Here is a 13697-nt window from a genome sequence, read left to right on the forward strand (position 1 = left end):
CCATGCAATCTCAGTTCGGGGCGGCGGAAGCGAGCGGTCGCTCCCGGCGCGCGGCCGACCTGGGACGACGGTCGGTGCGGCGGGTGCCGTAGAGGGTGAAGGCCGTGTTCACGAGGGCCACGTGACTGAGGGCCTGTGGGGTGTTGCCGAGCTGCCGGCCGGCGGCCGGATCCCACTCCTCGGAGAGCAGCCCGACATCGTTGCGGACGGCCAGGACCCGTTCGAAGGCCGCCCGCGCCTCCGTCTCCCGGCCGGCCATGGCCAGCGCGTCGGCGTACCAGAAGGTGCACGCCAGGAACGCGCCCTCACCGCCGGTGAGGCCGTCGACCTCGTGCACGGCGGCGCCCGGAACGTCGGCGTACCGCAGCAGGAACCCGCCGTCGTCGAGCCGGCGCAGCGCCGCGAGGGTGGCGAGCACCCGGGGGTCGTCGGCCGGCAGGAAGCCGAGGCGCGGCATCAGCAGCGCGGTCGAGTCGAGACGGCTGCCGCCGTAGTACTGGACGAAGGACTGCTGCTCGGCGCTCCACCCCCGACGACAGACGTCGTCGCGCACCTCGCGACGCAGGGCCCGCCACCGCTGGGCGGAGCCGCGCAGCCCGGCGACCCGGGCGAGCCGCAGGGCGCGGTCGGCCGCCACCCAGGTCATGACCTTGGAGTGGACGAAGTGGCGGCGGGGGCCGCGGACCTCCCAGATGCCCTCGTCCGGTTCGCGCCAGCACTTCTCCAGATAGTCCATGAGGCCGGCGACCAGGCTCCATTCGTGCTCGCCGATGGCGATGCCGGCCCGCACGGCGGAGTACAGGGTGTTCAACACCTCGCCGTAGACGTCGAGTTGGAACTGGTCGACGGCGGCGTTGCCGAACCGGACCGGGGCGGAGCCTTCGTACCCGGGCAGCCAGTCGGCCAAGGTCTCCGGCAGGTTGCGCCGGCCCTCGACGCCGTACAGCGTCTGGAGGTCCGCGGGTTCACCGGCGATCGCACGCTCGAGCCAGTCCTTCCAGGCGATCGCCTCGTGCTGGAATCCGCTGCGCAGCAGACACGACAGGGTGAACGTCGAGTCCCGCAGCCAGCAGAAGCGGTAGTCCCAGTTGCGTTCGCCGCCGACGCGTTCGGGGAGGGACGCCGTGACGGCCGCGACCATTCCCCCGGTCGGTTCGTAGGTGAGCGCCTTGAGAGTGATGAGCGAGCGCATCACCGCATCCCGCCACGGGCCTTGGTAACGGCATTGTGCGGTCCAGTCGCGCCAGAATCCGAGCGTGCCGGAAAGCGCGCGGCCGGCGTCCGTGCGGGCCGGTGGACCGGCGTGCGAGGGAGTCCAGTCGAGCGCGAAGGAAATTGATTCCCCGGCGGACACGGTGAAATCGATCGAGGTGCGTTCCTTGGTGACGGTGAGTTCGGCGCCGCCGTCCGCGAACAGATACGCGGCATCGGGTCCGGCGACCGCCACGACGGTGCGCGGATCGGTCTTGCGGGTCCACGGCACGACGCTTCCGTGATTGAAGCGCACCCTCAACTCGCCGTGCATGGGCACCCGTCCGGCGATTCCGCGGACGATGCGCACGATCCGGGGCGGCCCTTCGCGGGGTGGCATGAAGTCCGTGACGGCGACGGTTCCGGAGATCGACTCCCAGACCGACTCGAGGACGAGCGAGTCGCCGAGGTACGAGCGCCGACCGCAGCGGCCGCCGGCGGCGGGCGCGAGGCGCCAGCTCCCGTTCTCCTCGGTGCCGAGCAGTGCGGCGAAAAGGGCCGGGGAGTCGAAACGCGGTGCGCACCACCAGTCGACCGCCCCGTCATTTCCCACAAGGGCCGCGGTCTCCAGGTCGCCGATGAGGGCGTAGTCCTCAATTCGCCCTGCCATGACGGGATTGTAAGCCTGGGTCCGGGGTGCGGCGCAACGGCGGAAGTCCGGGGATTCCACATAGGTATTCGGAATTCCGCACAGCATTGCGCGAGGTGCTCATACCGGGCCTTGACGACGCTCCTTTCCCGGACGGATGCTGAATTACCTTCACGGCTGGGGATGACCCCGATGAGTACCACGACACCCGGGACAGAACATCCACTGCGCAGGTCGACCGATCCCGACCGTCTCCCGACGGTGAGTCTGGTCGTGCCGGTGCACCCCGACGACGGGGACGCCGACTGGCTGCTCGGCCGGCTCCCGCCGCGCGTGAGCGAGGTGATCCTCGTCGGCCCCTCGGAGCACGGCGACGCCGACGTCCCGCACGCGGGACTGCTGGCCGCGGCCGGGGACTACATCGTGGTGATGGGCGCGGACGGCAGCATGTCCCCGCGGGAGATCCCGCACTACCTGCACTACCTGGAGAGCGGGTACGACTTCGTGAAGGGTTCGCGGTTCATCGCCGGCGGCGACTTCACCGACTACCCGCTGCTGCGCCGGCTCGGTCACCACGCGCTGCTTCGCGTCGCGCGCCGGCTGTACGGGCAGCACCTCACGGATCTCTGGTACGGCTTCTGCGCGTTCCGCCGCGGCTTCGTCGACCTGCTCGATCTGCGGCCCAACGGCTACGAGCTGGGCGCCGAACTGGTGGCGCACGCGCTGCACTACGGGCTGCGGGTCGCGGAGGTGCCGAGCCTGGAGCAGCCTCGGCGGCACGGCCCGGCGCACCCGCACACCGTCCGTGACGGCGCCCGGATCCTCGGCACCCTGCTGGACGAGCGCCCGCACAACGTGCTCCCCCGGCTGGCACCCGGGGCGCTCCAGCAGTGACCCCGGTTGACTCGTCCGGCAAATGGTGCTAACCGTGGAATTCAGAGCATTTCGGACCCCTGGCAGGGTCGGTCGACGGAAGAGGCCTCTCGTGTCTCCCACGTACAACCACCGCGTACCGGTGGCACCCACGCCGCATCCACTGCGGCGGGTGACCGACTGGCCCACTGCCGCACCCGGCCGTCGCGGAGCGGCCTCCGCCGGAGACCGCCGCCGCCGGGTCCGCCACCGGGGACGTCCGGGCCGACGCGCCACCGACCTGCTCCGCCCCGCGGCCCCGCTGTGCCGCGCCGAGGCGCGCAGGCCGCGCCCGGCCGCTCGCCGCCGACGCTCCCGGTCCGCCACGCGCGGCTCGCACGAGCGCCGTGCGGACGATTCCGACGGAAGTCCACCACACCCCGCCGACGCGGCGCGCGGCTCTCTGAGCGCGTCGCGCCGTTCGTGTGCCCGCGCTCCGGCCCACCGGTTCTCCGATCGCCGGTTCTCCGATCACCGGTGCGCCGGACGCGGGCACTCCACCCCCCGATTCCCCACCCGCCGCTGCGTCCCCGAAGGAGGCGACGCGTGATGGTGTCCGTGCTGCCCTCGTACGTCCCGGGGCTTGTCCCCGCGCCCGTTTCGGAACCCCTGCCGTCCCGGCTCACCCGGCCGCCGGTCGATCTCGAAGTGATCATCCCGGCCTTCAACGAGCGGCGTCGGCTGCCCGCGACGATCGGCGCCACCACCGGCTATCTCGCCGCGCAGCGCTGGTCGTCGGCGGTCGTCGTGGTCGACAACAACAGCGTGGACAGCACCCTTGAGGCACTGGAGCGGTTCACGGACGCACCCGTCGCGGTGCACGTGATCGGCTGCAGCGACCAGGGCAAGGGAGCCGCCGTACGGCGCGGCATCATGACCTCGGCGGCCCGGTACATCGGCTTCGCCGACGCCGACAACGCCACCCCGATCGCGACCCTGGAGCCCGTGATGGCGCTCCTGGCGGACGGCCACGGCGCCGTGATCGCCTCCCGGGAGATCGACGGGGCGCGCCGCGCGGTCGAGCAGTCGGCGCTGCGACGGGCCGGCGGACGGCTGTTCCGCGCGCTGGCGCGACTGACGCTGCCCGACATCGCCGACAGCCAGTGCGGGTTCAAGTTCTTCCCCGGTCCGCTCGCCCGCGAGATCGCCGCGAGCTGCCACGTCGACGGCTTCGCCTTCGACGTGGAGCTGCTGGCCCGGGTGCTGCGGGCAGGGCACGACGTCGTGGAAGTACCGGTCGTCTGGACGGACGTACCGGGATCGACCTTCTCGGCCGGGCGCGACGGTCTGCGCTCCATGGCCGATCTCCTCCGGATCTCGCTGGCCAGGTGAGCACCATGACCGCGCCCGTCCCGACCCCCGCACCGAACCCGCGCCCCACCGCGCTCGGCCAACTGGCCCGGGCCGAGATCGCGTTCCTGAACTGGCGCGATCCCACGCATCCGCAGGCCGGCGGCGCCGAGGCGTACTGCTACGAGATGGCCCGGCGGTTCACCGAGGCGGGCGCACACGTCACGCTGTTCTCCGCCCGGCACCCCGGCTCCGCCGCCCGCGAGTTCCGCGACGGGATCCGCTTCGTGCGCGGCGGCGGGACGTTCGGCGTGTACGCGGCCGCCGCCCGCCACCTGCTGCGGCACCGGCACGCGTACGACGCGGTCGTCGACTTCCAGAACGGGATCCCGTTCTTCTCCCCGCTGTTCACACCGCGCTGGACCGCGGACATCTGCGTGATCCACCACATCCACCAGCGCCAGTTCGACCTGCGTTTCCACTGGCCGCTGAACGCGGTCGGACGACTGCTCGAGAAGCAGATCAGCCGCCGCGTCTACCGGGGCCGCCCCGTGGTCGTGGTCTCCCCGTCGACCCGCGAGGGCGCCCGGCGCGAACTCGGCTTCCCCAACCCGATCCACATCGTGCCCAACGGCGCCCCGCGTCCCGCCGCGCCCGCCGACGCACGCGATCTGCCGCCGCGCAGTCTCACGCCCGCGGTGGCGGTGATCAGCCGGCTCGTGCCGCACAAGCGCGTCGACCTGCTCGTACGGGCCGTGCCCGCGCTGCGCCGCGCGTACCCCGGCATCCGGGTCGACATCGCCGGCGACGGCGACGAACTGCCCGCCCTGCGCGCGCTGAGCGAGGAACTCGGTGTGGACGGCGCGATCGTCCTGCACGGCCGGGTCTCCGAGCAGCGCAAACGCGAACTGCTGGCCCGCGCCTGGCTGACGGTCGTACCGTCCGTCGCCGAGGGCTGGGGCCTGACCGTGATCGAGGCCAACGCCGCCGGAACGCCCGCGCTCGCGTACGACGTTCCCGGACTGCGTGACGCCATCCACCCGGGCCGCAACGGCTGGCTGCTGGCCCAGGGCACCGACCTCGCCGACGGCATCGCCGAGGCGCTCGCCGGGCTCGGCGACGACGCCGCGCGCGAGGCCGCGGCCGACCGGTGCCGCGCCTGGGCCGCGTCGTTCTCCTGGGACGACAGTGCGGAACGCCTGGCCCGCGTGGTCCTGGAGGAGGTGGGCCGGGTGCACCGGCACCGCCGCTCCCGGCGCAGCCCCAGCGACCTGACGGTGCTCACCCGCTTCACCGTGCGGGACGCCGACTCCACCGAACGCGTGGTGCGCCGCTCGCTGCGGCAGACCGACGCGTGGAGCCGGCAGGGCAACTCCTTCCGACTGCTGCTGCACGGCTGCGACGAACTGCGCGCCCTGCGCGCACTGCGCCGCCTCGACGTGCACGACGCCACCGTCGCGCTGGCGAGCGGCCGGGACGTCCTCGTGGGTACGGGGAGGGCCGCGCCGTGACCTACGCCGAACAGGCCACCGGGCGCGAGGCAGCGCTCCAGGACGAGCTCACCGCGGTACGCGGAGCCCGCTGGATCGCGACCGCCTCGGTGGTCGTCGGCGCCCTCAACTACCTCTACGCCCTGCTCCTCACGCGGCTCCTGGACGTCTCCGCGTACGCGACGTTCGCGGCCGGCCAGAGCCTGATCCTGTGCACCGCGGCGGTCGCCGTGGTGACCGTGCCGTGGATGCTCGCGCAGTCGCTGGCCCGGGCGGCGAGCGAGGAGGAGCGCGGCGACGCGGTCCGCTTCGCCGTCCTCACCGGCGCGGCCGGCGGGCTCCTCGCCGCCGCGGCGGTGGCCGCCGTGGCCATGCAGTTCGCGGGCCCCGCGACCACGCTGGTCCTGGCCACGACCACCCTGCTGATCTACGTCACCCGGGTCACCGTCGGCTGGCTGCAGGGCACCGAACGCCTGCGCACGCTGGCCGCGGTGACCACGAGCGAGGCCGCGCTCAAGCTGGTCGCCGGCCTGCTGCTGGTGGCCGCGCTCGGCATGAGCGACACCGGCGCCCTCGCGGCGTTCGGCATCGCGGTCCTGCCGTTCGTGGTCTGCCGCCCGCGCCGGATCCGCAGCAAGGAACGGCCGCTGTTCAAGGTGAGCGCACAGCGCGAACTGTGGCGGCGGGCCGTCGGCGTCGCGACCCTCCAGGGCGTCGTCGCCGTGATGGCGGCCGTCGACATGGTGCTCGTCGCGGTGCTGCCCACCGACCGGGCCGCCGCCGCCAGTTACCAGGCGAGCGTCATGGTCGGCCGGATCCCGCTGTTCCTCGCGGGCGCGGTCGCGATGGCCTTCCTGCCCGCGCTGTCCCGGCGCAGGGCGGGCACCCCGCTCGCGGCCAGTGCCGTCGGCATGTACGTGATCGTCGCGCTGCCCCTGGCCGCCGTCTGCGCCACCGCCCCCGGCGCCGTGCTGACCATGGTGTTCCCCACCGGGTACGGCTCGATGAGCGCCCTGATGGTGTACACCGCGCTGGCCGGCCTGGCCCTGGGCGGACTCAGTCTGATCGTGACCTTCTCCCAGGCCGTGAGCGACTACGGCTGCCTGCGCCCGCTGGCCCTGGGCCTGGTCGGCTACGTCGCCGCGCTGCTGCTCGGCTGGCAGAGCGGCGGCGTGACCGGCATGGCGATCGGCGCGGTCTGCGGCAGCGTCGTGGCCCTCGGACTGCTGGTGCACCGTCAGGTGCGCCGCGTCGGGCTCGCGCTGCCGCCCAAAGCACTGCTGCTCGAACCGCTGGCCCTCGCCGGAATCCTGGTCGCCGTGCGGCCCTACACCGTCGGGTGGCTGATCGCCGCCGCGGTGACGGCCGCCTGGGCCGTCTGGCGCTTCTTCGGCCGCGGCGACCGGCTCGGGCGGACCCGCCCGCCGGTCCCGGACCCGGCTCCGAGGAGGCCGCGATGACCACCGACGGAGTCCTGCTCGTGACGGTGTCCGGCCCGGCCCGCTCCGGCACGTCGTCCCTGGTGCGGCGGCTCGCGGCGCTCCTGCGGTCCCGCGGGTTCAGCGTCGGCACCGCGCGGGGCCATGTCTGCTTCCTGTGCCACCGCTTCTCCGGACCACCGCGAGTGAGGGAAAGGGAAGAGGAGTGGGCGCACCGCCGGTACGGTCCCGCGCGTTCACGCTCGCGCCGTCGGCGCGCCCACGCTCTCCTCCACGCCGCGGAGCTCTCCGCCCGTACCGGGGCCGCCCGGCTGCTGGCACGGGCCAGGGCGCACGGCCGGCCGGCCGTCGTGCTGACCGACGGCGGACCGCTCGACGCTCTCGCCTCCTTCGACCCGAACCCGGGTTCGACGGTCGCGGCGCTGTACTCCTCGTTCTCCCGGAACCGCGACCTCACGCTGCTCCTGGAAGTCTCCGCGTCGACCCTCGCGGCCCGTGGCTGGGCCCGGGACTGGCCGTCGCCGCACGACCTCAGGGAACGCTACAAGGCGTGGGCGCACCGGCTGCCCGACGTGGCCCCGCTGGACGGCGAGGCCCCGCCGTCGGTGCTCGCGCGGGCCGCCCTCGACTTCGTCCTCGACACCGAAAGGAGCCGGGCGATCTCGGCCCGGCGGCGTGCCGAGGCCGGTGCCCGGCCGCGGCAGATCGTCGTGTCGACGTTCGACGACGCCGGCAACCCGGACTACCGCGGCGGCGGCGCCCTGGTGGTCGACAAGATGGCCCGCCGGCTCGCCGAGGACTTCCAGCTGACCGTGGTCACCGCGGGCCGCCGGAGCGGGACCCGGATCCGCGACGGCATCCGGTACGTCTATCTCCCGGTGTGCTGGGCGGGGCCCCGGGTCGGGCAGATCCTGTTCCAGGCGCTGCTGCCGCTGGCGGCGCGCCGGGTCCCGCACGACGTGTGGATCGAGAGCTTCACGCCGCCGTTCTCCACCAGCTTCCTGCCGCTGTTCTCGCGCGCGCCCGTCGTGGGGGTCGACCAGGGCCGCAGCGGCGAGGCGTTGTGGCACAAGTACCACATCCCGTTCTTCCTGATCGAGAGGCTCGGCCTGCGCTGCTACCGGAACATCGTGGTGATGAACGAGGCGGACGCCGAGTCGGTCCGGCGGATCAACCCCAAGGCGGACGTGCAGGTCATCGCCAACGGCGTGGAGCAGCAGGAGGTCGACGAGTCCCGGTTCGGCGAGGGCGAGTACATCCTGTTCCTCGGCCGGATCGACCTCTGGCAGAAGGGCCTCGACCTGCTGCTCTCCGCCTACCGCAAGGGCCGCCCGTCGCTGCCGCTGCTGCTGGTCGGCAGCGGTACCGAGGCCGAGGAGCGCAAGCTCCGGGCACTGCTCGACCGGCAGGGCGGCGACGTCCGCTGGCTCGGCCACGCCGAGGACGAGCGCAAGCACGAACTGCTGCTCGGCAGCGCCTTCCTGGTGATGCCGTCCCGGCACGAGACGTTCGGCCTCGTCGCGCTCGAAGGCATGTCGTACGGCAAGCCGGTGCTGCACTTCAATCTGCCCGCGCTGCGCTGGATGCGGGACGGCGGCGACGTCGGCGTGCCGCCCTTCGACGTGGACGCGCTCGCCGACGGCCTGCGCATGCTCGCGGCCGACCCGCAGTGGCGGCGCCGGCTGGGCCGCGAGGCCCGGCAGGCCGCGCAGCGCTACACCTGGGAGGAGATGACCGGCCGGTACGTGTCGCTGGCCCGGCATCTCCTCGCCTCCGGGAGCGGACCGGACGAGCCCGGTCCGCGGTACCCGGATTCCGGACGACCGGACCCGGAGCCGCCGGGTCCCGGTCGTCCGGGACCGGAACGGTCCGGCCCCGGACGGCCGTCGAGCGAAGGGGGTCCGTCATGGCCACCGACCGACTGACCGCCGAGATCGAGGCGCGCACCCGGCTGGTCGTGCTGTCCCCGCATCTCGACGACGCCGTGCTCTCCTGCGGAGCGCTGCTCGCCCGGCTGCGGCCCCGGACACCGGTGACGGTCGCGACCCTGTTCACGCACTCCGGCCCGCCGCCGCACACCCTGTCCGCGCGGCGCTACCTCCGCCAGACGCGGGCGTCCGACGCGGAGCGGCTGTACGCCTCCCGGCGGGACGAGGACCGGGCGGTCCTGGACCGCCTGGGCGTCTCCTGGCAGCACGCCGGGCTGCCGGACGGGCTGTTCCGCCGCAGACAGCGACAGGGCGCGGGGCGCCGGGCGCTGGCCCGGGGCGTGCCCGAGCTCGACCACGTCTATCCGACCTACCGGCTGCACCTGAGCGCCGGACGGATCTCCGACCAGGACGCCGGCACGGTCCGGCAGGTCGCCGACGTGCTGTCCGAACTCACCGCTCCCGGCCACGCCCTGGTGCTCGCCCCGCTTGCCGTCGGCGGCCACGTCGACCATCTGCTGGTCCGGACGGTCGCCGAGCGGAGCCGCCAACGCGTCGTCTACTACAGCGACTTCCCGTACAACCAGGAGTACGACGTGGACCCGGCCTTCACCCGCCGCCACGCGCTGGTGCGCTGCGACTGGGAGTCGGGCCTGGACGACAAGGCCGAGCTGATCCGCGGCTACCGGTCGCAGGCCGACGCCCTGTTCCCGCGCGGCAGCATCCCGCGCGCCCCCGAGGTGTACCTGCTGCCGGACGAGAGCGCGGGGGCGACCCCATGACCCGCACCGAAGCCGCGCCGCGGCACGCGGGCGACCGGCACAAGGGCGACCGGCGCGCGGGCGAAGGCCTCGCGGGCCGCCTGCCCGCGGCCGGCCGGCTCCCCCGGCGGCCGCTGCCGGTCTGGCTGATCGCCACCGCCGTCGGGCTGCTCACGACGGGCCTGCGGCTGGTCGGACTCGCCCGGTCCGGCGACCTGTTCGTCGACGAACTCATCTACCACGAGCTCGGCAGGACCGCCGACGCGGGCGGCTTCCCGTACACCGAGGACGGCCTGTTCTTCCTCCACCCTCCGGGCTTCTTCTACCTCCAGGCCGGCTGGCTGCGGATCCTGCCGATCGACCACGACCTGCTCTCCGAGATCTACGCGATCCGAGTGCTCAACTCCCTGATCGCGGGCGGCACGGCCGTCCTGATCGTCGTGCTCGTCGCCCGGATCAGGTCCCGGACGGCGGGCGCGGTGGCCGGCGCGATCTTCGCCCTGGACCAGTACTGCATCCGGCAGAACGACCGGGCCATGCTGGACACCGAGACGATGTTCTGGGTCCTCGCGGGCCTGCTGCTCCTGGTGACACTGACCCGGCAGCCCCCGCCGCGCCGCACCGTCCTGCGCGCGGCGGGCGCCGGCCTCTGCTTCGGCATGGCGGTCCTCACGAAGGACCATTCGACACTCATCACCGTCCTGCCGCTGCTGGCCGCCCTGGCCCTTGGCTGGGGCCCCTCCCGCCGGCTGCTGACGGTGACCCTGGCGACGACCGCCCTGCCCTACGCGGTGTACGTGACCGTCATCGCCTCGTCCGGGCACCTGGACGCGTTCTGGGCGGGCAAGACCCGCGGTGTGAAGCGGCTCGCCGGGGTGCTCCAGGAGACCGGCTTCAACTCCCCCGGCACGCCCGCCCTCAGCGACCGGCTCGCCGAGGGGCTGCCCGGCTACACCACCACCTACCTGCTGCTGCTCCTGACCCCGCTCGCCCTGTTCCTGCTGCTGCGCCGCCGAGCGCCCGTGTACCGGCTGCTCACGCTCTTCCACGTGTCGGCGATCCTGACGCTCGGCTACGCGCTCGGTCTGGGCACCCTGGAGGAACAGGCGCTCTATCTGCTGTTCGTGCCCAACCTGGTGGCCCTCGCGGTGACCTTCCCGGTGCCCCGGGGCCCCGGCGCGGCCCGGCGCGTGCTGGGGGCCCTCGCCGCGCTCGCCGTCGCGGGCGCCGTGGTCATGCCGGCCGTGGTGTACGCGCAGGAACGGCTCCGCCCGGACGACGGATTCGCCCGGCTGCGGGCCTACCTGGCGGCGCACGTCCCGGACGGCACGCCGATCCTCACCGCCGACACCGGCGAGACCCGCGGCATCACCTACTGGGCGCTGCGCGACCGGTACCGGCCGACCGAATGGGTGCCGGCCGAGGTCGAGGGCTTCGCGGGGGCGCGGTACGTCGTCGTGCCCTGGAAGGTGATCGACGAGGGGTACGCGCTGAACGACGCGCGGGAGGTGCGGCGGCTCGTCGCCGACGGCGACCTGCTGTTCTCCTTCCACGGCGAGACGTACGGAACGCTGGCGCTCTACCGGCTGCCTCCGGCGGGTGGCGGCTCCGATGACCGCTGACCCGCGGGCCCCTCGGGTGCTCCTGCTCACCAGCGGCCCGGCCGACGGCGCGGACGGCGCGGACCTGCGGCTGACCGCGGACATCGTGCGGGGGCTGCCGGAGGTGGAGTTCACCCGGTTCACCCGCTGGCCGCCGCGCGCCGGATCCGCACGGGCCGGCCCCCCGGTCGCCGGACCGCCTCCTCCGCAGCCCACGGCCGCCGCCGGCCGCACGCTGCCGATCGTGTCGTGGGACGGCGCGCCGCACGTGCCGGAGCGGCTCCAGGCCGCGCTCACGGCCGCCGTCGTGGCCCGCGGCACGGACCTGGTCCACGCGGTGATGACCATCGGCAACGGCTTTCCCGCGTACTCCCGGCTGCGTGCCCTGCTGCTCGGCTCGACTCCGGTCCTGCACACCGTTCCCGGGGTGCTGGCCCCGCTGCTCCCGGCCCGCTCGCGCCCGCTCGGCACGACGGTCGCGCTCTCCGAGACGACCGCCCGGAGCCTGACCGGCGCGGGTTTCCGCGACGTGCGGGTGGTGGCCCCGATGGTGCCGCTGGACCGGTGGCCGCGGCTGCCGCGCCCGGCGGGCACGCCGGTGGTGCTGGTCACCGGTCACCACGACCCGCTGGGCGGGGCGACGGACGCCGTCGACGCCGCCGGGATCGCGGCCCGGGCCGGGGCCCGGTTCCGGCTCGTGCTCGCCCTCCGCTCGCGGCCGGGCCAGGACCCCGAGGGGCCGGCCGAGTCGCTGCTCGCGCGGGCGCACGCCGCCGGGCTGCCCGACGTGCAGGTGCGCGGTTACGTCGACGACATGCCGAGCCTGATGGCCTCGGCGCACACACTTCTGCTGCCGCCCACGATCCTGGGCGGCCGGGCCGACATCCCGTACTCGGTGCTCCAGGCCCTCGCGACCGGGCGGCCGGTGATCCTGACCGACATGCCGCAGTTCGCCGACCTCGGCGACGCGGTGCTTCGGGCTCCGCCGGGCGACACGCTGCGTCTCGGACTGCTGCTCGCCTGGCTGCTGGACCAGCCCCGTTGCTGGGAGATGCTGGCCGAACGCGGCCGCCGCACGGTCGAGGAGCGGTTCGCCCCCGACCGGTTCGCCGCACAGTACCGGGACCTTTACCGGGAGTTGCTGGCATGGGACTGACGCGGCGGCTGCTGCTCCTCGGCGTGCTGGGCGTGCTCCTGGCCTCCCTGGGAGTGGTACGGATCCTCGGGCACGACGGCGGGGACGCGGACGCGGTGTACTTCGGGACGCTGCAGACCGATCCGGCCAGGGCGAGCACCGAGTACGCCGCCGGGGTCCGGGTCGCCCATCTGCAGCTGGACTGGGAACGGTTCGAGCCCGCCGACGGCGTCTTCGACGCCGCGTACGCCGCGGAGGTGCGCGCCACGGTCCGTGAGCTGCGCGCCGCCGGGCTGAAGGTCGAGGCCGGGCTCGGGCTGCACCACCCGCCGCAGTGGCTCGCCGCGGCGCATCCGGCGGCCGTCTGGGTCGACCAGCGCGGCGCCCGGTACGCGGGCACGCCGAACCTCGTCTTCAGCCAGGAGGCCCGGGACGAGGTGGCGGTGTACCTGCGGGAGGTGGACCGCACGGTGGGCCTGGAGAACTTCTGGGCGCTGCGGGTCGGGGTGAACGAGGCGGGCGAGTTCAGCTATCCGCCGTCCGGCACCGCGGGCGCCACCTCGTACTGGGCCTACGACGCCAATGCCCAGGCGGGGGCCGTGGCCCCGGGGCGCCCCGCCACGGTGCCGGCCAACCCCTTCCCCGGCTGGCGGCCCGGCGAGCGCACGTACGCCGGGCGGCCGTTCACCGAGGAGCAGGTGGCGCGCTGGTACGACTGGTACCTCGGCGCGCTGACCGACGCCGTCAACTGGCAGCTCGACCAGTACACCGCGCTCGGCTACACGGGCCGGCTCAAGGTGCTGGTCCCGGGCAGCGGTTACTACCCGGCCGACCGGGACGCGGCGCTGGCCGGCTATCTCGCCGGGCCGGAGTCCGGGGAACTGCTGGGGCGGGGCGCCGGGTTCTTCACGACCCTGGGCGGGGTCCGGAAGCTGGACAACGTGCGTCCGGTGTCCACCGCGCTCGTCGACGGGACGGGCACGTCGCCCGACAGCGGCTGCCGTCCCGAGGACGATCGGGTGAATATCCATGCATCGAAGAATTCCGCGATCCGCGACTGGTCGTCGGTCCGCTGGATCTCCGCGATCGCCAAGCGCGCGGGGTTCGACCGGATCGACGGCGAGAGCGCCGGCCCGCACGTCTCCCCGTACCGCCCCGGCGTCATGGAGGACGCGGCCCGGCAGCTGACGTCGTGCGGGCTCGGGGGGCTGATGTGGGCGTTCGACGCCCAGCTGTACGACGGGACGCCCGGCTCGTCCCTCGACGACTACGCCGCAGTGATCGACCGCCACACGTGAGGT

The 13697-nt window shown here is 73.9% G+C and carries 10 protein-coding genes; 9 read left to right on the plus strand and 1 reads right to left on the minus strand.

The features are described 5' to 3' along the window. Positions 1-10 precede the first annotated feature (10 nt). Positions 11-1861 (minus strand): glycoside hydrolase family 15 protein, encoded by a 1851-nt coding sequence (locus R2D22_RS05785; RefSeq protein WP_318101679.1) that lies wholly within the window; start codon positions 1859-1861, stop codon positions 11-13. A 240-nt stretch (positions 1862-2101) separates the two neighbouring features. Between R2D22_RS05785 and R2D22_RS05790 the strand changes: the two genes are divergently transcribed. The 9 genes from R2D22_RS05790 (at position 2102) to R2D22_RS05830 (ending at position 13694) form a co-directional block, all read left to right on the plus strand. Continuing rightward, complete coding sequence (locus R2D22_RS05790) at positions 2102-2734, plus strand: glycosyltransferase family 2 protein (protein ID WP_318101680.1); 633 nt, start codon at positions 2102-2104, stop codon at positions 2732-2734. 567 nt (positions 2735-3301) lie between these two features. Then, positions 3302-4084, plus strand: coding sequence for a glycosyltransferase (locus tag R2D22_RS05795; RefSeq protein WP_318109591.1), 783 nt, complete (start codon positions 3302-3304; stop codon positions 4082-4084). Between the two features lie 5 nt (positions 4085-4089). Next, entirely contained in the window at positions 4090-5553 is a 1464-nt protein-coding gene (locus tag R2D22_RS05800) for a glycosyltransferase family 4 protein (RefSeq protein WP_318101681.1), read from the plus strand. Further along, positions 5550-6992, plus strand: coding sequence for a polysaccharide biosynthesis protein (locus R2D22_RS05805; protein ID WP_318101682.1), 1443 nt, complete (start codon positions 5550-5552; stop codon positions 6990-6992). The genes R2D22_RS05800 and R2D22_RS05805 overlap by 4 nt, the downstream gene beginning before the upstream one ends. Beyond that, positions 6989-8896 carry a glycosyltransferase family 4 protein gene (locus R2D22_RS05810; RefSeq protein ID WP_318101683.1) on the plus strand — a complete coding sequence of 636 codons (1908 nt, stop codon included), beginning with the start codon at positions 6989-6991 and terminating at the stop codon, positions 8894-8896. The genes R2D22_RS05805 and R2D22_RS05810 overlap by 4 nt, the downstream gene beginning before the upstream one ends. Beyond that, positions 8878-9681: a PIG-L deacetylase family protein gene (locus tag R2D22_RS05815; RefSeq protein WP_318101684.1), complete on the plus strand. Its 804-nt coding sequence runs from the start codon at positions 8878-8880 to the stop codon at positions 9679-9681. Before R2D22_RS05810 ends, R2D22_RS05815 begins: the two co-directional genes overlap by 19 nt. Beyond that, positions 9678-11282, plus strand: a complete 1605-nt coding sequence (locus R2D22_RS05820) for an ArnT family glycosyltransferase (protein WP_318101686.1) — start codon at positions 9678-9680, stop codon at positions 11280-11282. Before R2D22_RS05815 ends, R2D22_RS05820 begins: the two co-directional genes overlap by 4 nt. Further along, complete coding sequence (locus tag R2D22_RS05825; protein ID WP_318101687.1) at positions 11272-12417, plus strand: glycosyltransferase; 1146 nt, start codon at positions 11272-11274, stop codon at positions 12415-12417. Before R2D22_RS05820 ends, R2D22_RS05825 begins: the two co-directional genes overlap by 11 nt. Beyond that, the gene (locus tag R2D22_RS05830; RefSeq protein WP_318101688.1) at positions 12408-13694 is read left to right on the plus strand and encodes a beta-galactosidase; all 1287 of its coding nucleotides are present in this window, start codon (positions 12408-12410) and stop codon (positions 13692-13694) included. Before R2D22_RS05825 ends, R2D22_RS05830 begins: the two co-directional genes overlap by 10 nt. Positions 13695-13697: the final 3 nt, after the last annotated feature.

Source organism: Streptomyces sp. HUAS YS2, from assembly GCF_033343995.1.
Classification (GTDB): Bacteria; Actinomycetota; Actinomycetes; order Streptomycetales; family Streptomycetaceae; genus Streptomyces; species Streptomyces solicathayae.

Excerpts from the sequence above, each read along its gene's own strand:
- R2D22_RS05785 (WP_318101679.1), bottom strand. The coding sequence starts at position 1,861 with ATGGCAGGGCGAATTGAGGACTACGCCCTCATCGGCGACCTGGAGACC.
- R2D22_RS05795 (WP_318109591.1), top strand. The coding sequence starts at position 3,302 with ATGGTGTCCGTGCTGCCCTCGTACGTCCCGGGGCTTGTCCCCGCGCCC.
- R2D22_RS05800 (WP_318101681.1), top strand. The coding sequence starts at position 4,090 with ATGACCGCGCCCGTCCCGACCCCCGCACCGAACCCGCGCCCCACCGCG.
- R2D22_RS05810 (WP_318101683.1), top strand. The coding sequence starts at position 6,989 with ATGACCACCGACGGAGTCCTGCTCGTGACGGTGTCCGGCCCGGCCCGC.
- R2D22_RS05815 (WP_318101684.1), top strand. The coding sequence starts at position 8,878 with ATGGCCACCGACCGACTGACCGCCGAGATCGAGGCGCGCACCCGGCTG.
- R2D22_RS05820 (WP_318101686.1), top strand. The coding sequence starts at position 9,678 with ATGACCCGCACCGAAGCCGCGCCGCGGCACGCGGGCGACCGGCACAAG.
- R2D22_RS05825 (WP_318101687.1), top strand. The coding sequence starts at position 11,272 with ATGACCGCTGACCCGCGGGCCCCTCGGGTGCTCCTGCTCACCAGCGGC.
- R2D22_RS05830 (WP_318101688.1), top strand. The coding sequence starts at position 12,408 with ATGGGACTGACGCGGCGGCTGCTGCTCCTCGGCGTGCTGGGCGTGCTC.